Here is a 22,316-nt window from a genome sequence, read left to right as displayed (position 1 = left end):
GAGCGATCAACTGCTTTACTAGATCAAATAAAAAATCCCTGTACGAAATGACAAATCATTTCGTACAGGGATCTCAAAGAGCATTGACTATTTAAAGGGTCACTTGATTGATTATTCAACCGTGACTGATTTAGCTAAGTTTCTTGGTTTGTCTACATCGAATCCACGCAATAGGGTCGCGTAATAAGCAAGCAATTGCGTCGGGATGACCATGGCAAGAGGAGAAAGGTATGGATGAACAGCAGGAATCACTAATTGATCCGTTTCTTTTTCTAATCCATGTGCGGCGATCACTAAAGTTTTTGCCCCACGACTTTCAACTTCTTTTAAGTTGCCACGTGTATGAGCCCCTGTGATTTCCTCACTAATAATCCCAATCACTGGTGTGCCTTCCTCAATCAGTGCAATGGTACCGTGTTTCAATTCACCGGCTGCAAAACCTTCTGCTTGGATATAGCTGATTTCTTTTAGTTTCAAAGCAGCTTCTAAAGCGACATCGTGATCGTTGCTACGGCCGATATAAAAGGCGTTGCGCGTGTCATTCAGGAATTCCGCAGCTAGTTCTTGGAGTTCATCTTTTTGGGTAATCACTGTTTCCATCGCATTCGCTACCATACTCAATTCGTGCGCTACATCAAATGTCAATGAACGTTTATTGCCTTTTTGATCACCAACTGCTTTTGCAAGTAAAGCTAGTACAGCGATTTGAGCAGTGTATGCTTTAGTTGAAGCAACAGCGATCTCCGGACCTGCATGTAGCAACAGAGTGAAGCCAGCTTCTCTTGATAACGTAGAACCAGCAACGTTCGTGATCGTCAATGAAGGGTGACCTAATTGATTGATCTTGACTAACACCTGACGACTATCAGCGGTTTCGCCACTTTGACTCAAAAAGATGAAGAATGGTTTTTTCGATAATAAAGGCATGGTATAACCAAACTCACTGGCCAAATGGACTTCTACTGGAATGTCAGTCATTTGTTCGAAGGAATGCTTGCTCGCTAATCCTGCATGATAACTTGTGCCACATGCGACGATGTAAATACGGTCACTTGCTAACAGTTCGTCCATCAATTTGTGATCTAAAGGAATTTCATTGTCCTCATTCACATAGGTTTGCGCGATTTTACGCATGATGATCGGCTGCTCGTCGATTTCTTTCAACATATAGTAAGGGTATGTTCCTTTTTCAATGTCAGAAGCATCTACTTGTGCTTCATAAGAATCACGTTCTATGATCGTACCAGTCATTGTTTGGATCGTGATATCTTTTGCTTGAACGGTCACCATTTCTTGATCTTCGATTTCAATAAATTCTTTAGTGTAAGCAAGCATCGCCATCGCATCACTTGCGATCACATTGAATCCTTGGCCTTTACCGATCAATAAAGGGCTTTTGTTTTTGGCAACGAAAATTGTTTCAGGAGCTGTGCGATCCATCAAGGCAAAAGCGTAAGAACCTTCGATGACTTCTAGCGCTTTTCTAAATCCTTCTTGTGTATCTTGCGCTTCTTCCACGAATTTTTCAATCAAATGAACAACGATTTCCGTATCTGTTTCGCCAATGAAGTCATCAGCGGCTACGTATTGTTGTTTCAATTCTTCAAAATTTTCAATCACCCCATTGTGGACTAAAACAAAACGTCCGCTTTGTGAGTGGTGGGGGTGTGCATTTTTCTCTGCGGGTTCCCCATGAGTTGCCCATCTTGTATGACCGATACCTGCTGTACCAGTCGTTTCTGGAGATAATTTATCTTTAAGGTTTTGGATTCTACCGCGCGCTTTGACTAAATGGTCCTGTTTTCCATTTGAGACAAAGATACCCGCCGAATCATATCCGCGATATTCTAATTTTTCTAACCCATTGATCAACCCTGGTGTCACGTTCTCTAATCCAATCATTCCAACAATTCCGCACATAAAAAAACATCCTACTTTCTGTTATAAACTTGATATTAGCGTTTCCAACTGCGTAAGAAACCTTTTGTTCTACCTTCACAGATAGTTTTTATGTTTCTTTTTAGGGTGCAGTCCCTAGGGCCATCCGCCGAATCCTTCGATCAACCCTTTCCTCGTCATCTGTTAAAACAGACCTGGCGCTATTCCGTATTGGTCTAATTATCCTCCTGTTATTATTTTCTTTGGAAACATCTAAAATCATAACGTTAATGTGTGAGGTTTGTCAATAAAAAAGATAAAAAAATAAATTGGTATATATCTAATTGGCCTGGACGAAAGAAAATTATCAAATTCGACTATCATCTTTTCTTGTAGTTCGGTACAATAATCATAGATAGAAGGAGGATGAAAGATGGAAGAGAAGATAGAAATCATGACGTTGGGGATGTTAAAAAAACAAATTGCAGCATTTGAAAAAACAGAACACGTGACGGATGACACTAAAATCTTTTTGGATACCGGATGGGACAGTATCCAAGAAATCGCCCCTGATGCGTTCGAAATCGAACATGCGCAACAGTTTGTCGTTGAAGATGAATTGACCCACGAACAGTTTACTGGGTACACCCTTGAAGAAAAAGCAGAAAAGATGAATGCGACACCTGGTTCTGAAGCTGTGATCGTGATTAGAAATCTATATTAGGAGAGTGTAAAATGAATAAGAAACGTTGGATAGCAGTACTGATTGCTGCCGGCTTATTGGTTGTTTCGTTGGTATCTTCAAGTTTGACGCAACCGCAAGAAGAAGTACAAATGGGTAACATCAATAGTTGGTTATATGGAGACGATGAAATGTCACCGGTGGTACTTGAAGAAGGCAGTGGTATGGGAAGAATCGCAAAATTGACTGTGGATGGCGCCATAGCTAGTGGAGGCTCTTCCGGTCTATTCGCTACTGAGAGTTATAATCATGAAGATTTCTTGAAACAAATTGAAGCGATCGAAGCCGATGAAAGCGTCAGCGGGATTTTATTGGAAGTCAATTCTCCGGGTGGCGGAGTTTATGAAAGTGCAGAAATTGCCAATTTACTCAACGAGGTCCGAACAGAACGTGATCTACCGATGTATGTCAGCATGAAAAATATGGCTGCTAGTGGTGGTTACTATATTTCTGCACAAGCAGATAAAATCTTTGCAACGGAAGAAACAGTGACAGGTTCAATCGGTGTGATCATGTCCGGACTCAACTATTCGGGCTTACTTGAAAAAATCGGTGTTGAAGATACCACAGTAAAAAGTGGCGCATTAAAAGATATGGGATCGGCTACTCGACCTGAAACTGAGCAAGATCACGCAGTGTTGCAAACTTATATTGATAACGCCTATAATCGTTTTGTCAAAGTAGTTAGCGAAGGAAGAAACAAATCAGAAGATGAAGTGAAAAAAGTCGCAGATGGTCGTATTTACGACGGTGTCCAAGCGAAAGAAGCAGGTTTGGTGGACGAAATCGGCTATCCAACAGATGCTTTAGCTGCGATGAGAGAAGATCTTGATCTACAAGATGCTGAGTTGGTTGAATACTCAACTAGTTCAACTGGATTTGGCAATACTTGGTTTGGTGCAAAATTAGCAGAATTACAAGGGTTGCAAGCGTCTGAAACAAGTCAGATCTTGTCATTACTTGAAAGTCTAGGAACAGCAGAATCTCCAAGAGCCATGTATCTATATGGAGGTGAGTAAGCATGAACGAGAAATCAACGAATGCGTCAACACCCGAAGAACGATCAAAGACCAATGAGGAACCGAAAGTAACTGAACGTACGGAGGTATCATCTGAACAAGTTTTTAAGGTAGAAGAAAATAAATTAGTAGATCCGACTAGTAGAAAGCAAGATACGGTAGACGCTTCAGGTGCTCCTAAAGACGAAATTACAGCTGGCAAAAACACAAGTAGCTCGTCAGAAGAGCTTGAGTTTGCAACACAAGCAAAAAATGACCAACCGGCTGTGGGACCAGATCCGGGATTTTCTCAAAAGGTGCTAAGTTCCTTTGAAGAAAAACCACTGTCAGAAACTGAGATCAAAGAAAATCAAAAAAAATGGGGAAAATATACAGAACAGAAAACCGATGAACCAAGTATCAATCGCTTTCCTTATTATTTCTTTGCCGGTTTTTGGGTTCGTTTTGCTGCGTTTTTGGTTGATCTGATTTGTATTGGCTCAATTACTCGCTTAACGTTAGGCATCGCAGTGAATCTAGGATGGCTTCAAGTTTCTGATTCTTATTTGAGTATCTATGGTAGTTTGTCATTGATCGCCTATTTAGCTTATTTTATTTTATTGACGAAATGGAATCACGGACAGACGATTGGGAAAATGATTTTTGGTATTCGAGTGATCAGTTTTGATGAAGAGGAACTTTCATGGAGTACAGTATTAGTTCGTGAGGGCGCTTGTCGCTTCATTTTGAGATTTCCGTTACTTTTTATCGGCTATCTCCCGGTCATCTTTAGTAAGAAAAAACAACACATCGGGGATTATTTCTCAAATACGAGTGTAGTAACGATCAATATGATCAAAGCATTTAATCAAGAGATGAATGCTTGATTCTTTAGGTAGAGAAAATGGCTGAATATTGGTTATTGTTCAATAAGTCGTGTCAGACAAATGATAAAAGAGTGAAGGGAAGAACCTAAGTGAGACCGATCGATTTTCCTGATAAATACGACAATTTGATGCGTATTGGCCAACAGGCATTAACAGATCATCAGTATAGTCAAGCAAAAGAGCTGTTTGAACGTGCATATGACCTTGAAGCAACATTTGAGGCAAATACGTTGTACGTGTTGGCACTATCAGAATTGGATATGTGGGAAGAAGCACTTCATCAAGCACTTTTGCATGAAAAACAGTATTTGATGAATGAAGAATTAGCTACTTTTTACTTTGATCTACTGATTACAGCAAAAGATTTTTTATATGCACGAAAATTGATTGCAAGTGCTGATTTTCCCGATGATTTTGAGCAAGCAGTTTTGCTGAAAATCCAACAATCAGAAGAATTAGTCGGACAGATGCAAAGACAGAAGATTCGTGAAATCTATCAACTGGTAGAAAAATTACCTTTTGAAAAACCAACTACTCAGTTGAGGTATATCCAAGAAATCGAGCAACTGCCTTACCACGAATTTATCCAGACCGCTAAAAAGTTGATCGTTTTAAAAACGGTCCATGTTCTTGTAAGGGCCAAGTTGCTTGAGTCGCTCGTTCAAGTCAAAGAAGCAGCGCCAGTTGCATACTTGACGATCGAGGAAGAGTTGATCGAAGTGATACCAAAGAAAATGGTGCGTCCAGAAGAGCAAACTTCCTATCGACGAATCAAACAAATGGCGGAAGCGTATGAGCGAGAAGACGCCTTGATGAGTGAGAATTTGAAAGAAGAGTTCACGATGCAATCGGCGATCGTTTATCCGATCTATGATAGCTACATTGGAAATCTTGACAAATGGTTCAAACAAACAGTAGCAACCTATACGAATCAGCCGTGTGAGGATCTTTTGGCATCTGAACAACTCGAATTCACTGAAAAAAGAAATAAAATAATGACAGAACTATTATTATTCAATACGTAAAAAAACAGAGGGAAAGATAAAAAAGTCATGAAAAACGTGGATTCTCCTCGTTCAATATGTTTACAATTTGGAAGGGTTAGTGTACTATTTAAAGGTATGCATGAAACGTTTTTGATGTATCAAATGAATTTCTAAACTCGGAGGGAAATAAATGACTGCAACATTCGAAAAAAAAGGCACAAATGATGGTGTTTTAACATTTACGATCGGGCAAGATCAAATCCAAAAAGGATTGACAACTGCCTTTAATAAAGTAAAAGGAAACTTGAACGTTCCTGGATTCCGTAAAGGAAAAGTATCTCGTCAAGTATTCAACCGTATGTACGGAGAAGAAGCATTGTACGAAGATGCATTGAACGCTGTCTTACCTGAAGCATATGAAGCAGCTGTTAAAGAAGCAGCAATCGATCCGGTTTCTCAACCTAAGATCGATGTAGCAAGTATGGAAAAAGGCCAAGACTGGACGATCACAGCAGAAGTAACTGTAAAACCTGAAGTAAAATTAGGTGATTACAAAGACTTAGTGGTTGAAAAACAAGACCGTGAAGTAACAGAAGCCGACGTTGAAGAACGTATTAAACGTGAACAAGAAGCGCAAGCTGAATTAGTCATCAAAGAAGATGCTGCAGCTGAAAATGGCGACACTGTCGTTATCGATTTTGAAGGTTTCATCAACGATGAAGCATTTGAAGGCGGAAAAGGCGAAAACCATTCACTAGAATTAGGATCAGGTTCATTCATTCCTGGTTTTGAAGAACAATTGGTTGGCCACAAATCAGGCGAAAACTTAGATGTTACTGTGACATTCCCAGAAGATTATCAAGCAGAAGATCTTGCGGGTAAAGAAGCAGTCTTCAAAGTAACGATCCACGAAGTGAAAACAAAAGAAGTACCTGAATTAGATGACGAATTTGCAAAAGATGTAGACGATGAAGTATCTACATTAGCAGAATTAAAAGAAAAATACATGAAAGAATTGACTGAAACAAAAGAAAAAGCTGCAGAAGATGCAAAAGATGAAGCAGCAATCAAATTGGCAGTCGAAAATGCGGAAATCGTTGATCTTCCACATGTGATGGTCCATGATGAAGTTCACCGTTCAATGGACGAATTCTTGAACAACATGCAACGTCAAGGAATCTCACCAGAAATGTACTACCAATTAACTGGTTCAACAGAAGAAGACTTGCACAAACAGTTTGAAGAAGAAGCAGAAATGCGTACAAAAACAAACCTTGTGATCGAAGCTGTAGCAGCTGCTGAAAACCTAGATGCAACAGAAGAAGAAATCACTGCAGAGATCCAAGAATTAGCAGAAACTTACAACATGCCGATTGATCAAATCAAACGTGTATTGACAGAAGATATGCTAAAACATGATGTGATCATGAAAAAAGCGATCGAATTGATTACAAGTACAGCAAAAGAAGCAGAATAAGCGAATAGAATTGTTGATCTGCATCTATATGAAAGAGTCCAGGCGCTTAGATGAAGCCTAGACTCTTTCGTTTTGTTTTAAACTTCTTTGATACTTTTGCTTTTTTTTAAATTATGGTATGATAGGGAAAGACTGTAAAGTCTTTGATAGTTTCTTGCGAATCAACGCAAGTTAAGGGGTGAAGACCATGTATGATAATCCAAGTGGTAATGAGACTGTACGCTGTTCTTTTTGTGGTAAAACACAGGAAGAAGTAAAGAAAATCGTAGCAGGTCCGGGGGTCTACATCTGTAACGAATGTATCGACCTATGTAAAGAAATCATTGATGAAGAATTTTATGAAGAAGCAGTACGAGAGTTTACTGAAGTACCGAAACCTTCTGAGATTCTTGAAGTATTGGATAATTATGTGATTGGACAAGAACGTGCAAAACGTTCATTGGCTGTAGCTGTTTACAATCACTATAAGCGTGTCAATCAAGAAGCACAAGACAACGATGATGTCGAATTGCAAAAAAGCAATATCTGCCTGATCGGTCCAACTGGTTCAGGTAAAACATTCTTGGCGCAAACATTAGCAAAAACATTGAATGTACCATTTGCCATTGCTGATGCAACAAGTTTGACAGAAGCGGGTTATGTAGGTGAAGATGTAGAAAATATCTTATTGAAACTTTTGCAATCTGCTGATTACAATGTTGAACGTGCGGAAAAAGGAATCATCTACATCGATGAGATCGACAAAATTGCACGTAAAAGCGAAAATGTATCGATCACACGCGATGTATCAGGGGAAGGCGTACAACAAGCCTTACTGAAAATCTTGGAAGGAACAGTTGCCAGTGTGCCGCCACAAGGTGGACGCAAACATCCTCATCAAGAATTCATCCAAATCGATACAACGAATGTGTTGTTCATTGTCGGTGGTGCGTTTGATGGCATCGAAACAATCGTAAAAAATCGTATGGGCGAGAAAACGATTGGTTTCGGTACACAAAACCAAAAACTTTCAGAAAATGAAAGTGTCATGCAACATATCATTCCTGAAGATCTATTGAAGTTCGGCTTGATCCCAGAGTTTATCGGACGCTTACCTGTAATGGCTGCGTTAGAAAAACTAACAACCGACGATTTAGTTCGTATCTTGACGGAACCGAAAAATGCGTTAGTGAAACAATACCAAAAATTACTTTCACTAGATGACACTGCTTTAGAATTTGAACCAGAAGCACTAAAAGCTATTGCGAAAAAAGCAATTGAGCGCAATACTGGTGCACGTGGCTTACGTTCGATCATCGAAGAAATCATGATGGATGTCATGTTTGATATTCCTTCTGATGAAACGATCGAAAAAGTGATCATTACAAAAGAAGCTGCCGAACTGACCGGCAAACCAACAGTTATTTACAAAGACTCAGAAAAAAAAGCGGGATAAAATGAAAGGAGCAGTCGTGAAAGTTTTAGAAGCTTTTTCGACTACTCCTTTTCATTCTGTCGAAGAAAGTGGAGAGGGAGTGAGCCACTTTGCCGCTTTGAAGGAGAGAGAGCATATGAAAGTCCATCATGCGGATATTGTGATCAGTGCTGTTGCACCGAAACAATATCCAGAAACAGATCTACCAGAGATTGCCTTAGCAGGTCGCTCAAATGTCGGGAAATCTTCCTTTATCAATACGCTGATCGATCGAAAGAATCTCGCTCGTACATCAGGTAAACCAGGGAAAACACAAACCCTGAATTTTTATCTGATCGAAAATGCGCTGCATTTTGTCGATGTTCCAGGCTATGGTTACGCGAAAGTTTCTAAAACAGAGCGTGCGAAGTGGGGACAGATGATCGAAACTTATTTGACATCTAGAGAACAATTAAAAGCAGTCGTGTCACTGGTGGATGTTCGCCATAAACCATCGCAAGAAGATATCCAAATGTATGAATTCTTAAAATACTATGATATCCCAGTGATCGTTGTTGCGACAAAAGCAGATAAGATCCCTCGTGGAAAATGGAACAAACACGAAAGCGAAATTAAAAAAGCGTTGAATTTCGATCGCAATGACACATTCATTTTATTTTCTTCTGTAACTAAACAAGGAAAAGAAGAAGCGTGGCAAGCGATCGAAGACGCGATCAGCGAGTAAACAAATAAGACTTGATACTTAGGTTGAAAGGCAAACTTTCAAAAGCTAAGGCATCAAGTCTTTTTTGTTTATTTCTTTTTTTTGTCTTTTTTTGGTTCGCTTTTTGGTTTTAAAAAGCGGTCAATGTCTTCTTTTGGAGCAACGGTCTTTTCCGGATCAACGCCAAAAGATTCAAATAGTTTGTCGAAATTATCTGTACGCTCAAATTTCAATCCCATGTTTATCACCTCTTTCTTTATTTTAACATGCTACCCCTCAATCGGTGGCATAAGACGAAAAGTTTTAGTTTTTTTTTATTATTCGTTATAATTTGATTATAAATAGATTTGAGAGAGGTGAGAAATATGGTGTCGAAAGAAAAAATGATGTTCCGTCTCGTCTTGACCAGAGATCGTACGAACGAAAAAGAAGAAGCCTATGATTGGTCCATGCTGACTCGTATCTTGCTTACCCCTGACTTTTTCCAATCCTCTCGTCATACGAAAGAACCATATACCTTAATTGCACTAAAAAAAGCCTTAGAAGAAATCTCTGATGAAGAGATCGGTTGGTTTGAAATTTATCAGAATGATCTCACTTGCCGTTTCGAATTTGGCTATCATCATCTCCAAATTGATTATCAGTTTTTGTGGCAGGTATTTCAAAAAAATGAATCGGTGATTCGAAACTATCTTCAAACAAAAATGCAAAAAAATGGTATTTTTGCTTATATGAGAAGCGTCGAAGAATATTTATATCATAATACGAAAGAAATCGAAAAGCGTTTATCCTTTGAATCTGCCGAGAACATCGAGAAGTTGCCTAAAATCAAAGGGCGAAATGGGCAAATTGAGGTAGATTGTAACCAGTTTCCCGGGTATGATCTAATCGTAGAAGGGCGTTGTTTTACTTCTTGTTGGGAAATGTATTATAGTCAATATTATTATCAACTGATCCCTAAAGAGATTTTTTTGGAAATGCAACAGGTGGAGGAAATCACCCAATACGAGAATCAAGTCATTGGTATCCAGTTGTATCGCGAGCCATTTCGTTGGCAAAGTGAAGCGAATTTAAAATTTCAACAATACTATCGAGATCAATTAGGCTTTGATCATTTGTCGTGGGACAATGGCGTTGGTTTACTGAAAGAGCCATTTGTCGAGTATGCCTATACTCAGGACTCCTTGCAAGCGGTCCAGTATCAAAATCATTTGATGCAACCAACAGAAAAGAAGAAAGCAACATTTTTCGTAACAAGAAGCTATGATTTTGCTACTTACGATTACAAAGAAAAAAGAGCGAGAGGTGTCCTGAATCGTCAAGCATTTTTTCCTTGGGTCGATGAAAGCCATAGCCAGTTGATCTGTTATAAAGTGATCGATCCAACATTCATGTTAGATAAGGGGATCGATGCTTATAGTTATTATATCAATGAATACTTGAATGTCGAAGCCCCCGATGAAATGTACCAAGACTATTTGACCTCATTACGTATTTACTTGCCGACTAAGTTTTTAGCTGATTTTCCCATCGAAGAGATCCGCAATCGATTATCAGAGATCCAATTCAAACGAATCCGCAAGAGAAGAGGACGTTTAAGCTTTGACGCAGTACAAGGAAAAAAACGTCTCCGGGTCGTCTTATTAGATCAAGCTGAATTGTCTGGGAATCTATTGATGCAGAAAAATTAGCTCATTTCAATCGTTTGCAAGAAAAGCTGGATCGTGCTGAAACGATCAGAAAATTGAAAACGTAAGCTAGTTTAAAACCTAAAATGTCAGAAGGCATCCACAAAAAGTGAAGCATGATTTTGTGGATGGCTTCTTATTGTAGTTGAAGTTATTTGTAGATTCAGGATTTTATCGTTTTTGAATGTTTTTGAATGAATCTTGTTGAATGTTAAATCAAAATATGCTAGAATCTATCGTGAGGTGATCGTGGAAATGCTTACAGAAGAACGTAAACAGAAAATCCTACAACTATTGGAACAACATAAAATTGTCAAATCCCAAGAGTTAGTAGTCTTGTTAGATGCTTCTGAATCAACGATTAGACGGGATCTTCAAGAGTTAGAAGATGAAGGGTTATTGCAACGTATCCATGGAGGAGCAAAAAAAGAGGATCTTTTAGGTTTTGAACAAAACATGAGCGAGAAAACGCTCAAAAACGTTCATGAGAAACAAGTGATTGCACGATTAGCAGCAGAACTGGTGAATGATGAAGAAGTCATTTATCTTGATGCAGGATCAACTACGTTAGAGATGATCCCCTTTTTAAAAGATAAACGGATCACTGTTGTAACTAACTCAGTAAAACATGCTGCTGCGCTAGTTGATCTACAAGTTTCAACGATCGTCCTAGGGGGGCAAGTGAAACTCTCAACGAATGCAGTATTAGGAGCTAATACACTTGGCCAATTACGGGATTACCATTTTAATAAAGCATTTATGGGAATGAATGGCGTTCATCTTGAACGTGGATTCACTACCCCAGATCCAGAAGAAGCAGCGGTCAAACGCTTAGCAATTACAAATGCCCAAGATAGTTATGTTTTACTTGACCATACGAAGTTCAATAAGCAAACCTTTGTTTCTGTTGCACCACTGCAAGATGCCACGATCATAACCGAGCGTTGTCCACTAGAATTTCTTGACGACTACAGTGAACGGACGACAATTAAGGAGGCAAATCAATGATTTATACAGTAACGCTTAATCCATCCATCGATTTTATCGTACGAGTAGATGGATTAAAACTCGGTGATTTAAATCGAATGACCGAAGATTTCAAAGTCCCTGGAGGAAAAGGGATCAATGTTTCTCGTCTATTGAAGCGAATCGATTCTGATTCGACCGCTTTAGGATTTCTTGGTGGTTTCACTGGGAATTTTATTTCTGACTGGTTGAAAGAAGAACAAATCGCGACAGCTTTTACACAAGTGGAAGAAGATACACGGATCAACATCAAACTTAAGTCTGATTCTGAAACAGAGATCAATGGACAAGGACCAACAATCTCAGATCAAGCCATTGAACGTTTGAAAGCAGAATTAGCAACAGTTGGAGCAGACGATATCGTGGTATTGTCAGGAAGCACACCTGCGAGTTTACGTGCGGGATTCTATCAAGAATTGATTGAGATCATCCGTGAAAAAGGTGCTGAGTTTGTGATTGACACCACCGGCGATGATTTGAAAGAAGCATTAAAAAAAGAACCGTTATTGATCAAACCAAACAATCACGAACTAGCTGAATTGTATGATGTGACATTCCATTCCGTTGAAGATATCATTCCTTATGGCAAGAAATTACTAGCAGAAGGAGTAAAAAATGTGTTGATCTCAATGGCTGGGGACGGTGCTTTATTGTTTACAAAAGAAGGAACCTACCGTTCAAATGTATTAGTTCGACCATTGAAAAATTCAGTGGGTGCCGGAGACTCGATGATTGCTGGTTTTATCGGTTCATATAGCAAACATAGAGATGCGGTAGAAGCCTTCAAGTGGGGCGTGGCATGTGGAAGTGCAACTGCTTTTTCGGATGATTTAGCGGTTCGTTCATTCATTGATGAATTATTACCAGAAGTAGAAATAACAAAAATTGATTAATATCGTGGGGGGTAAATCATGGAAATCAAAGACTTAATGATTAAAGATGCGATGATCATGGATCTACAGGCAACTGATAAAAAAGGCGCCATCGATGAAATGGTCCAAAAAATGTATGATGCAGGTCGTATCTCAGATATCGAAACTTATAAACAAGGGATCTTAGCTCGTGAAGCTCAAACATCCACTGGGTTGGGCGATGGCATTGCAATGCCACATGCGAAGAATGCGGCTGTCAAAGAAGCAACAGTTTTGTTTGCGAAAAGTAATAAAGGCGTGGATTATGAAGCACTAGATGGTCAACCAACTTTCTTATTCTTTATGATCGCCGCACCAGAAGGAGCAAACGACACACATTTGCAAGCATTAGCTGCTTTATCACGTTTGTTGATCGATCCAGATTTTGTTGGAAAATTAAAAGAAGCAGGAACACCGGAAGAGGTCCAAGAATTATTCCAAACAGCGGAACAACAAAAAGAAGCAGAAGCGGTAGCGGAACAAGAAGAAGCAGCACAAACAGCGACTTCTTCTAATAAAAAATTTGTTGTTGCAGTTACTGCATGTCCAACAGGGATCGCCCATACTTACATGGCTGAAGATGCGTTGAAGAAAAAAGCCAAAGAGATGGGTGTTGAGATCAAAGTTGAAACAAACGGTTCAGAAGGAATCAAAAACCGTTTAACTGCTGAAGATATTGCCCGTGCAGATGGCGTTATCGTTGCGGCTGATAAAAAAGTCGAAATGAATCGTTTTGACGGAAAAGAATTAGTCAATCGTCCAGTAAGTGACGGTATTCGAAAAACGGAAGAATTGATCAACTTAGCTGTCAGTGGTTCAGCACCAGTTTTCCATGGTGATGGAAAAGAAAATTCTTCTGACGAAGGAAATGCAGATGGAACGATCGGCCAACGAATCTATAAAGATTTGATGAATGGTGTTTCTCACATGTTACCATTCGTTATCGGCGGTGGGATCGCCATTGCCTTATCATTCATGGTCGATCAGTTCATGGGTGTACCACAAGATCAATTAGCCAACCTTGGGAATTACAACCAAGCAGCAAGCTGGTTCAATCAAATTGGACAAGCCGCATTTGGCTTTATGTTACCAGTTTTAGCTGGATTCATTGCGTCAAGTATTGGTGACCGTCCTGGATTGATCGTTGGTTTTGCAGCGGGAGCATTAGCAAATGCTGGCGGTGCTGGGTTCTTGGGTGCCTTGATTGGTGGTTTCTTGGCAGGTTACGTGATCGTCTTCTTACGTAAATTATTCAAAAACTTACCTAAGTCACTGGAAGGAATCAAAACGATTCTATTCTATCCTGTATTCGGATTGTTGATTACCGGTTTCTTGATGTTGATGGTCAATGTACCGATGAAAGCACTCAATGATGGTTTGAATAGTTTCTTATCTGGACTTAGCGGTTCGAATGCTGCATTATTAGGTGCATTACTTGCTGGGATGATGGCTGCCGATCTAGGCGGACCAATCAATAAAGCAGCATATGTGTTCGGTACAGCAACATTAGCAACCACTGTCGCAACGGGTGGTAGTGTTGTGATGGCTTCCGTTATGGCGGGAGGAATGGTTCCACCATTAGCTATCTTCGTTGCAACACGTTTATTCAAAAATAAATTCAGTAAAACAGACCAAGATGCTGGCTTGACAAACATTGTTATGGGGCTCTCTTTCGTAACCGAAGGATCGATTCCATTCGCCGCAGCTGATCCAATCAGAGCAATTCCAAGTTTCATTATTGGTTCTGCATTGACAGGTGGTTTAGTGGGAGCTTTTGGTATCAAATTGCTAGCACCACATGGCGGGATCTTCGTTGTCTTCTTACTAAGTCATCCGATTATGTATCTTGTATTTATTTTAATTGGTGCAGTGGTCTCCGGTATTATCTATGGTTGGCTAAGAAAAGCACCTGCCGCTGTTGAAGCTTGATATAGTATAGTTGTTTAATAGAAATAGTCGAATCTTACTAAAGTATAATTCTTTAGTAAGATTCTTTTTTTTTAAAAAAACACTATACCAAATAAGTTGACTTATTACTTCTTTTCATAGTATCATCGTTTTGCAATCAAAATCTAATCTATCTAATTTTTTCTTTTTTAAAAAATATGTGGAGGTAATTATGATTATAATGAATAAAATATCTATATTACTAGTTTTTTTTTATTTAAGTCTATTACCAATCGTTCATTATTACGCTGGAGATATACAATTTGAAGTCAATGATTCTCATGAAGCAGGAGAAGATATCCATCATTTTGAACATTCAAAAAATAACGAAAAAGAACAAGGGCTATCTATTCAAAAGGAAGAAATTCTATCAGATTTAGAAAATGGAACCGAGTGGGAAACGTTTGACTATGTGATGACTGATGATGTGAATAATCATGGATTTGAACAAATTGAATCCTTGAATGGGCTTGGGACTGAAGGAAATCCCTATACTGCTGGAACAGCTACTGAATTACGTGATGTGCTAAGAGCAATCAATTCAAGTCCTTCAAATGGGGTTTATCATGTTGTTCTGACGAATCATATCTTGTACCAAGATTCAGATGTCTTTGAGATAAGAAGAAATTTAGTGGTCGACGGGCAGGGATTTCACATGCTTTACTCTAATAGTTCTAGTAGTACAGCGATTAATACGGGATATCGAATCCAAAGATCTGGGGTACATGTGACACTTAGAAATATGAATTTTGGAAGCAATAGCATGACAGATGCCGCTGGAAGAATCTATGACAACAATACCTACTATGGAATTATTGGATCTGGAAATGTATCAGGAATAAACTTTACGGCAGTTTTTGAAGATGTTGATTATTATGCAAGAACAGGTGCACAACCACTTTTGTCTTGGAATCAAGAGTCGACGTTTATATTTAAAGGAGAGAACCATTTTACTAGTCGAGCAGGAACAAATAGCCAGGAATTTATGGAAGGTTATAATCTTGTTTTTGGTTCAGGTACAAAAACAACGATTGATCATCAAACGGAAACCGATTCAGGATTTATTCATGGATTTGGTACTGGAGGTTCGAATGGAGGTAATAGGCGAATAGAAGTCGTGATCGAAGAAGAGGCAGAAGTGTCAATTCTTTCATCAAAGCAAAACTTGACACATGGTGCACCATTGATTTTTACAATCGCTGACAACGCAAAATTTTTCTATCGACAAACAGCGAATCGGGCACTTAATTTTTCCGATTCACATGCTACAACGATCAATATCGGTAGAGATGCTCAAACAACATTCTTAAGCAACGGCCCGATCAATTCAGGTAATTCAGTAACTTTCAATGTCGATGAACCGGAGTTTATCCATTTTGAAAATGTCGGTACAACCAATCGATTATTCGCCCGAGATATGACGCTCAATCGCTTAGATGGTGTTCCAGGTGTTACTGGAGATTACCAGATCAATTATCTTGATCATGCCCAAGGCTTAGGGAAAAGGCAAATACCAGGAAGGGCGACACAAATCTTGGCAGACAATCAGTTTAGTCTCATAGGGTTGCGACAAGCGATTTATCAAAGAGGTGTTCATTTTACGTGGGACAGCATTCCAAATGTACAGATCGGCAAAAGTGAACTATTGACTACGATTCATCCAACAAGTCAGATTATTAAAGAGGTCCGCTATAAGCTTAGCACTGAACGTCTTTGGAGTGGAGATTCGGTGACCTCACCTGCTGCCCAAGATGCGATTGCACAAGCAAACCCGGATACACCAGGAGTGATGGCAGTCGAAAATACAACAAGCTTGTCTTGGCTGAATGAACAATTACGGGCAGGTACCTACTATGTGTATGTCCAAGTAATTTTTCAACAGATGGCTGACGGAGCGGTTGTAGGGCAAGAGATGGAGCCCTTATCGATTAGTTTATGGGAGGAAAAAGAAGTGATGATTGTTCGCAGTCCGATACATGTAGAAGTGCCTCTGAAAAAGATATTTGAAGTTCGTGAAGCTGGAACTTTTCATCAAGAGGAACATAGCCAACCAATCATTACCCATAGTAATTTTACCATTGATTTTACAGTGACACATATTGCTGATCACTCGATTGATCCGACAATTTCATTGGTTGTTCAGATACCAGAAGTGGAGGGGGATCATTTGTTATTGAAGTTGAGTACAAATGATGGTCAAGCATTTGGGCCGTTGATTGTAGGTGAAAATCGACCGGAAGCGATCACATTAGAACCGTTCTTAAAAGATCCATTAGAACTTTTCTTAAAAGGTGAATTCGCTGGATCGATTTTCAAGAAACATGAAACAGATTTTAGATTGACTTATACTCTGACAGCAAAAGGAGACGTGGATTAATGGAAATAGGGATGAATAAACGAAAGAAAACTCTGATTATTATATTGGTAAGTCTATTATTACTGATTAGTGGTTGGCTGATTTATCGATATTACTTTCAAAAAACACCTGAACCATTGACACTTGTCAGCGGGGAATTCCTTCCAGATGGAAAAGATGCGCAACGAATCTCAGAAGAAGAGTTGTTAGAATTATCGCAAACAGCAGTTGATAGAAGTAAATTCAATCTAATGATTTCACCAGAGGCGACGTTTAATCACCGAACGCTGCAAGGTGAATTGATGATCAAGAACCCACTTGAAAATGGCCATCCCATCAATGTGGAAATACGAAAACAGAGTAATGATGAACTTGTTTATACATCTGGCGCAATCCAGCCAGGGTATGAAATAAAAGAGGTAACACTTGAACAGTCACTGGAGAAAGGAGAACATCCATCTGTAGCAATGTTTAGCTTATACGATCCAGATACGAATCAGAAAAAAGGACAAGTAGCAGCTGGAGTAACACTAGTCATCGAATAAAAAATACATTAGATAGGGGAATATTAGGATGAAAAAGAAATTATTAGCAAGTGTATTCGTTTTAGGAACAACTGCGGGAGCGTTTGCACCAACGACGATTTTAGCATCGGATGTTATTGGAGAACCAACGGCAGATATTCAAATCAACGGTTCTTTGGGGTTGGACAATACAGATCCTGAAGAAGAAATCGAAGAAGGTGATACAAATTGGATCAATGTCACACTGGACACTGCGACAATTTTTTATAATCTTGCAGGCACAACCAGCATAAATTCACCAACCTACAATATCGCCAATAATTCTGGTCGACCAGTAGCAGTGTCTGTTAAAAATTTTGCAAGCAATTCTGGCGATTATTCCGCTATCTCTGCCTTAGATATTGTTTCGCCATCACCTTTATCAGCGTCAAGAAGATTGATCGCCAACGGTCAACTGCAAGATTTCACACCTGAATCATCCGGAGTGATATTCACTTTAGCAAATCGTGAGGGGAGATTGACAGCTACTGGTGATACATCAAACCCGACCTCTACTACTTTTAGCTATAGTGGTGCTGTCACATCAGCTAATATTTCAGAAGCAAATCCGTCATTTACACTGACACTTCAATTAGACGCCGTGAACTTTTAATCCTAAGTTAGAGGAGATACTATGAGTACTACGACGATTGAATTTAATGGGAGGCTAGGTGTAGAAACACCGACACTTGCACCAGTACCCGAAGAATCGCCTACAACCGAAAGAAATCAGGTGGCCCGTACAGAAGTGAAGGTGGTTCAACCAATGCCACAGACAAATGATCAAACAGGTATATATCTTTCACTTTTAGGATTCGTGTTGATTTTTATGATCGTAGGGGGATTGTTTCTGAGACATCAATTGGACAATACTTGATTCAAGAAATAAAACTTACAAAACAAATCCTTAAAAATCCAAATCAGTAGGTATTGAGAAGGTTTTAAGTAAAAAGAGCAGAAAGAAGATTAACATCTCTTTTCTGTTCTTTTTTCGTCATAGAAAAGACCTTAGGGCGGTCACATGCTTGCTTCAATTGAAATGTAAACACTATTGAAAACCTGTTGTGAATAGAGCGATTCCATATATCGAAAACAGCCATTCATTCGTAACGTTTTATTTTAATTTGAATAAAAGATATCGTACTAGTAACATATCGTACTGATTTGAATTCTCCCAATGACAAAAATCGGTTGACTCGATAGATAGATTTCATGCGGCACTTATTACATAAATAACCTTGGAAAAAATGAGTCTCACCTATGAGACTAAAAAATTATTTGTTATTTTTTGTATTATTTTGACCATCCATAAATAGTGATCAAGTGTGAATGGTTCGGCTGTTTAGCTAAAATAATACCTCTCTTAACATTTTTATAGAGGGAAATTAATTTTTTGTTGTTTATATAACAATCGTTTTCAGCGTTTTGCCATAGAACATGTTTTGACTATAAATAAAGGAGTGTAGTATCATTATTTTGCAATCTTTTTATAATCTAATTTTAATCAATATAGATAAGCACGAAAAACAAGTAAAAATTTACTAGATTATTGTTCGTGATCTAATTGTCTATAAAGGGCAAGGCTTGCTTGAATCAATATGAAGGTTTTCATATGACTATTATGATCAAAATAACTCAAATAAATAAAATCAAGATTATCAGCGGGAGGAAATTGTCAAAAAAAGGGGAATAGGTGAGTTGCTACAAAGGGAATCGGCTTTAGATGGATGAAGAGTTGTGACAGAATTGTCCACAAAAATGATTGAAAAAATATTATATGTTCATCAAATGAATAAAATGTGCGTCATCTATTAATTGTTACAGTGATTCTTCAAGGGATTTCCTTTTAGAGAAGCCATTGAAACTCTATTTAAGAGTGCATTATTCAGAATTTAGTCATCGAAGACATGGAGTCAGCTGAGAATTTTAGTATCAATTGACTTCGCGATGATCTGAGACAAACAGTAGGAAAAGGAGGTCGTTATGAAAAAAATATCACGTTTACTTATTGTTGTTTCTATTATTTGTTTTACTAGCTCAACGATGAGTCATCATTTTGCTCTAACGGAGACATTTGAAAGCGACAAACCATTAACAGTAAACAATTCGGAAAGTATAAGCTCGGATGATTCATTAAATATACCAACAGAAGATGATAGCTGGTCGTATGAAGAAACAAACGAAGTCCCTGCAGACGCTCAAAAAAACTTTTCCGATAAAAACGATGAGAATGTTATTCCAGCAACAATTTTAAATGATAGCTCTGATCAGCCAATTACTGCCTATGCAGGAAACGGAACTGAGATTGATCCTTATTTGGTAGGTTCTCAGGCCGAAATGATCAGCGCTTTGGCTATGATTCAAAATGATCCTGGTACTGGGACCTATTATATTGAGTTAACGGGCAATATTATTTATGAAGGAGCCACCATTGTTTTTAATATTTACAAAGACGTAGTAATTGATGGGAAAGGCTATTATGTATTGCATAATAATGATAGCCCTTCTAGAGCTGAAAGATTATTCAATGTGGCTGTGGCAGGATTAAGTGTTACACTCAGGAACATGAATATTGGCAGTGATACACTGATGGATGGTAACGGTATACTTTACAACAAAAACCCCTCTCGTTTGATCTATAGAGAAAGTGTCAGTCCATCTTCTATTTATGATGTATCTGTAATTATTGAAAATATCAATTACTATGGAACAGTCTATTTTGATGTGATTTACGCAGCAAGAGTGACATTTAAAGGGCATAATTCATTTAGAAATGCGGGAAGATTTGTCATCAACCAGCAAGTATTCTTTGCGGAAAATTCCACAACTGCAATTTATGCGATGCAACCTTCAAGTTCTATGATAGATTACTGTTTTTACCTGAGTAATTCTAGTTTAAACGAACCATTTGTCATTGACAGAAATGCCGAATTATCCATAGTAACACCTACTCCTAAAGCAATATCTGCAATAAATTCTATTAGGATGGATATAAGAACCGAGGCGAGACTATTTGTTTATACGACGCACCCGACAGCTATTTCATCCTATATGATTTATCACACTCAATATTCTAGTGCTGTTGGTACAATGATACTAGTTGGACCAAACGCTACTGTCGTACATGAGAGTCAAACGATGATCGGCAATTCTTATACATTTATGGCTGATAAACCGAAGTATATCCTTTTTAGAGCAGCAGCAAGACAAACATTAACTGGAAGAGGGATATTTGCAGTTAATCGACTTGATACAGCAAGTGAATTTGGTGGTCATTACCAAGTTAGCTATAGGGTCGCCAATACTCAACTTGGCAATTTAAGTGTATTTACAAATACCACAGTATCGAGGGATTTAACTAGTGTCTATAGTGGTGGTTCAGGCACTTATGATATTATCTATCAGCCGAATTTTGTGATTGACGAGATTCAAGTAGAACCAGAGGTGGGTATAGATATAAGTAATTTAACCACTACCATCAATACAACGATTCCGCCTGAGCGACCGCTAACAAAGTACGATTTCAAATTAAGTAAGCAACGGTTGTGGACAGGTAGTTCAGTCAATAATCAAACAGCACAAACTCAAATCAACAATGCTACCCTTACAACGAATGGAATGGTTGCTGTTCGATCTTCACCTACTGAAAGTTTATGGCAAGAGCAAAAACTTTATGCTGGCACCTATTATGTCTACGTGAAAGTAACTGGTCAATTACATGAAGATCCTGAACTAGCACATTTACCAAGTGAAAGCTTTTGGTATGAAGTCGTTATCGAGGTGCCAAAAAGTCCATTAAATGTCGAAGTTCCTTTAGAAAAAATCTTTAAAATTCGTGAAGAAGGGCAATTTGATACGATTGCATCCTCTCAACCGATTATCAGCCACAGTAATTTTCCGATCAATTTAACGGTAACCGAAGTCGTGGAACATGCCACAGCTTCACCTGTGACATTGGTGAATGAAATTCTATCTGGCGCAAACAAACAGCTACGTTTGCACTTAGGGACGACGAATAACCAAGATTCTGGTTCTCTAGTTGTGGGACTGAACCAAGCGTCTCCCATTGAAATACTTCCATTTTTAGATAATCCGTTGCATATGTATCTCAAGGGGGAATATGCTGGGTCACTCCAGCAAAAACATGAGGTCAGCTATTCATTTGTTTATCAGTTGACAGCGAAATAATCAAGCAAAAATAAGCAGATGATCAGTCGAAACGTTTGATTTTTATAGATATAAGGGGAACATTTGAAGCTGGTTATCTTTGAATAGAGAGAGGTAAGGAATATTATGGAGACAAATATAGAGTTAAAAGGCGAATTAGGTATCGTGGATAGTCGACCGCCGACTGAAGAAAGTAAACCACCCCCTGGAGAAAGTCAGCCATCAACAGAGGAGAGTAGTTCTTCTGAGGAGCGCACATCAACGACGGATTCAACGAGGACAGATGAGCAACTTGAACAAATAAACGATACAAACACAGCAATTCGAACAGATATCCAAGGGAGTACCCAAATACCGATCAAAGTCGAAACGCAAACGATTGATTATTTTCCAAAAACCAATGAACAATCGGAACCTTTAGTTGTGACGTGGGTAGGTATTTTCCTTGTGTTTGCTGTGATCAGCTATCGAATTATTGATCGTAAAATGAACAAATGATTTAGTGGAGACAGCGATTGAAACTAAACTGATTTTTTAGTTATTTATGTCATCGCTTACAGGTTGGTCATCATT

At 38.7% G+C, this 22,316-nt stretch carries 19 protein-coding genes; 17 read left to right on the top strand and 2 right to left on the bottom strand.

Features of this window, described 5'->3' with window-relative positions:
• Window positions 1-111: 111 nt before the first annotated feature.
• On the bottom strand, window positions 112-1,920 hold the full coding sequence (gene glmS, locus IGJ00_RS09145) for a glutamine--fructose-6-phosphate transaminase (isomerizing) (RefSeq protein ID WP_195513309.1): 1,809 nt from the start codon (window positions 1,918-1,920) through the stop codon (window positions 112-114).
• A 391-nt stretch (window positions 1,921-2,311) separates the two neighbouring features.
• Here glmS and IGJ00_RS09140 point away from each other — a divergent pair, with 391 nt between their 5' ends.
• The 7 genes from IGJ00_RS09140 to yihA all read left to right on the top strand — a co-directional run bounded on the left by IGJ00_RS09140 (window position 2,312) and on the right by yihA (window position 9,106).
• Window positions 2,312-2,602, top strand: a complete 291-nt coding sequence (locus tag IGJ00_RS09140) for a hypothetical protein (protein ID WP_071866258.1) — start codon at window positions 2,312-2,314, stop codon at window positions 2,600-2,602.
• A gap of 11 nt (window positions 2,603-2,613) precedes the next feature.
• A complete protein-coding gene (gene sppA, locus IGJ00_RS09135; protein ID WP_438844349.1) occupies window positions 2,614-3,639 on the top strand; it encodes a signal peptide peptidase SppA in 1,026 nt (341 codons plus the stop codon).
• Between the two features lie 188 nt (window positions 3,640-3,827).
• Window positions 3,828-4,505, top strand: a complete 678-nt coding sequence (locus IGJ00_RS09130; protein ID WP_438844577.1) for an RDD family protein — start codon at window positions 3,828-3,830, stop codon at window positions 4,503-4,505.
• Window positions 4,506-4,594: 89 nt separating this feature from the next.
• Window positions 4,595-5,530, top strand: coding sequence for a hypothetical protein (locus tag IGJ00_RS09125; RefSeq protein WP_086334772.1), 936 nt, complete (start codon window positions 4,595-4,597; stop codon window positions 5,528-5,530).
• 151 nt (window positions 5,531-5,681) lie between these two features.
• Entirely contained in the window at window positions 5,682-6,968 is a 1,287-nt protein-coding gene (tig, locus tag IGJ00_RS09120; RefSeq protein ID WP_071866261.1) for a trigger factor, read from the top strand.
• Between the two features lie 187 nt (window positions 6,969-7,155).
• The gene (gene clpX, locus IGJ00_RS09115; RefSeq protein WP_071866262.1) at window positions 7,156-8,403 is read left to right on the top strand and encodes an ATP-dependent Clp protease ATP-binding subunit ClpX; all 1,248 of its coding nucleotides are present in this window, start codon (window positions 7,156-7,158) and stop codon (window positions 8,401-8,403) included.
• A 115-nt stretch (window positions 8,404-8,518) separates the two neighbouring features.
• The gene (yihA, locus tag IGJ00_RS09110; RefSeq protein WP_065097105.1) at window positions 8,519-9,106 is read left to right on the top strand and encodes a ribosome biogenesis GTP-binding protein YihA/YsxC; all 588 of its coding nucleotides are present in this window, start codon (window positions 8,519-8,521) and stop codon (window positions 9,104-9,106) included.
• A gap of 68 nt (window positions 9,107-9,174) precedes the next feature.
• Here the strand turns inward: yihA and IGJ00_RS09105 are convergent, their stop codons facing one another.
• A complete protein-coding gene (locus IGJ00_RS09105) occupies window positions 9,175-9,324 on the bottom strand; it encodes an SPJ_0845 family protein (RefSeq protein WP_019724257.1) in 150 nt (49 codons plus the stop codon).
• Between the two features lie 126 nt (window positions 9,325-9,450).
• On the opposite strand from IGJ00_RS09105, the gene IGJ00_RS09100 reads away from it, so the two are divergent.
• From IGJ00_RS09100 to IGJ00_RS09055, 10 genes are all read left to right on the top strand, one after another.
• Complete coding sequence (locus IGJ00_RS09100) at window positions 9,451-10,776, top strand: hypothetical protein (protein ID WP_438844348.1); 1,326 nt, start codon at window positions 9,451-9,453, stop codon at window positions 10,774-10,776.
• Between the two features lie 252 nt (window positions 10,777-11,028).
• Window positions 11,029-11,781 carry a DeoR/GlpR family DNA-binding transcription regulator gene (locus tag IGJ00_RS09095; protein WP_272017931.1) on the top strand — a complete coding sequence of 251 codons (753 nt, stop codon included), beginning with the start codon at window positions 11,029-11,031 and terminating at the stop codon, window positions 11,779-11,781.
• On the top strand, window positions 11,778-12,692 hold the full coding sequence (gene pfkB / locus IGJ00_RS09090; protein WP_438844347.1) for a 1-phosphofructokinase: 915 nt from the start codon (window positions 11,778-11,780) through the stop codon (window positions 12,690-12,692). The genes IGJ00_RS09095 and pfkB overlap by 4 nt, the downstream gene beginning before the upstream one ends.
• A gap of 18 nt (window positions 12,693-12,710) precedes the next feature.
• Window positions 12,711-14,639, top strand: a complete 1,929-nt coding sequence (locus tag IGJ00_RS09085) for a PTS fructose transporter subunit IIABC (RefSeq protein ID WP_086334767.1) — start codon at window positions 12,711-12,713, stop codon at window positions 14,637-14,639.
• Window positions 14,640-14,829: 190 nt separating this feature from the next.
• The gene (locus IGJ00_RS09080; protein ID WP_438844346.1) at window positions 14,830-17,034 is read left to right on the top strand and encodes a hypothetical protein; all 2,205 of its coding nucleotides are present in this window, start codon (window positions 14,830-14,832) and stop codon (window positions 17,032-17,034) included.
• Window positions 17,034-17,558 carry a hypothetical protein gene (locus tag IGJ00_RS09075; RefSeq protein WP_438844345.1) on the top strand — a complete coding sequence of 175 codons (525 nt, stop codon included), beginning with the start codon at window positions 17,034-17,036 and terminating at the stop codon, window positions 17,556-17,558. Before IGJ00_RS09080 ends, IGJ00_RS09075 begins: the two co-directional genes overlap by 1 nt.
• 28 nt (window positions 17,559-17,586) lie before the next feature.
• Window positions 17,587-18,189 carry a hypothetical protein gene (locus tag IGJ00_RS09070; protein ID WP_071866267.1) on the top strand — a complete coding sequence of 201 codons (603 nt, stop codon included), beginning with the start codon at window positions 17,587-17,589 and terminating at the stop codon, window positions 18,187-18,189.
• Between the two features lie 21 nt (window positions 18,190-18,210).
• Entirely contained in the window at window positions 18,211-18,453 is a 243-nt protein-coding gene (locus IGJ00_RS09065) for an LPXTG cell wall anchor domain-containing protein (RefSeq protein WP_438844344.1), read from the top strand.
• 1,106 nt (window positions 18,454-19,559) lie between these two features.
• On the top strand, window positions 19,560-21,764 hold the full coding sequence (locus IGJ00_RS09060) for a hypothetical protein (protein WP_438844343.1): 2,205 nt from the start codon (window positions 19,560-19,562) through the stop codon (window positions 21,762-21,764).
• Between the two features lie 105 nt (window positions 21,765-21,869).
• Window positions 21,870-22,241 (top strand): hypothetical protein, encoded by a 372-nt coding sequence (locus IGJ00_RS09055; protein WP_071866270.1) that lies wholly within the window; start codon window positions 21,870-21,872, stop codon window positions 22,239-22,241.
• Window positions 22,242-22,316 lie beyond the last annotated feature (75 nt).

The sequence above is a fragment of the Enterococcus sp. AZ062 genome (assembly GCF_051715065.1).
GTDB lineage: Bacteria > Bacillota > Bacilli > Lactobacillales > Enterococcaceae > Enterococcus_B > Enterococcus_B mundtii.
Note: the sequence above shows the minus strand (reverse complement) of the source record. Positions and strands in the feature narration are given on the sequence as shown.

Bases quoted from the DNA above. Each gene is read 5' to 3' on its own strand.
- IGJ00_RS09060 (WP_438844343.1), top strand. From the start codon at position 19,560: ATGAAAAAAATATCACGTTTACTTATTGTTGTTTCTATTATTTGTTTT.
- IGJ00_RS09065 (WP_438844344.1), top strand. From the start codon at position 18,211: ATGAGTACTACGACGATTGAATTTAATGGGAGGCTAGGTGTAGAAACA.
- IGJ00_RS09080 (WP_438844346.1), top strand. From the start codon at position 14,830: ATGATTATAATGAATAAAATATCTATATTACTAGTTTTTTTTTATTTA.
- glmS (WP_195513309.1), bottom strand. From the start codon at position 1,920: ATGTGCGGAATTGTTGGAATGATTGGATTAGAGAACGTGACACCAGGG.
- sppA (WP_438844349.1), top strand. From the start codon at position 2,614: ATGAATAAGAAACGTTGGATAGCAGTACTGATTGCTGCCGGCTTATTG.
- pfkB (WP_438844347.1), top strand. From the start codon at position 11,778: ATGATTTATACAGTAACGCTTAATCCATCCATCGATTTTATCGTACGA.
- tig (WP_071866261.1), top strand. From the start codon at position 5,682: ATGACTGCAACATTCGAAAAAAAAGGCACAAATGATGGTGTTTTAACA.
- clpX (WP_071866262.1), top strand. From the start codon at position 7,156: ATGTATGATAATCCAAGTGGTAATGAGACTGTACGCTGTTCTTTTTGT.
- IGJ00_RS09100 (WP_438844348.1), top strand. From the start codon at position 9,451: ATGGTGTCGAAAGAAAAAATGATGTTCCGTCTCGTCTTGACCAGAGAT.
- IGJ00_RS09075 (WP_438844345.1), top strand. From the start codon at position 17,034: ATGGAAATAGGGATGAATAAACGAAAGAAAACTCTGATTATTATATTG.
- IGJ00_RS09105 (WP_019724257.1), bottom strand. From the start codon at position 9,324: ATGGGATTGAAATTTGAGCGTACAGATAATTTCGACAAACTATTTGAA.
- IGJ00_RS09070 (WP_071866267.1), top strand. From the start codon at position 17,587: ATGAAAAAGAAATTATTAGCAAGTGTATTCGTTTTAGGAACAACTGCG.
- IGJ00_RS09055 (WP_071866270.1), top strand. From the start codon at position 21,870: ATGGAGACAAATATAGAGTTAAAAGGCGAATTAGGTATCGTGGATAGT.
- IGJ00_RS09095 (WP_272017931.1), top strand. From the start codon at position 11,029: ATGCTTACAGAAGAACGTAAACAGAAAATCCTACAACTATTGGAACAA.
- IGJ00_RS09085 (WP_086334767.1), top strand. From the start codon at position 12,711: ATGGAAATCAAAGACTTAATGATTAAAGATGCGATGATCATGGATCTA.
- IGJ00_RS09140 (WP_071866258.1), top strand. From the start codon at position 2,312: ATGGAAGAGAAGATAGAAATCATGACGTTGGGGATGTTAAAAAAACAA.
- yihA (WP_065097105.1), top strand. From the start codon at position 8,519: ATGAAAGTCCATCATGCGGATATTGTGATCAGTGCTGTTGCACCGAAA.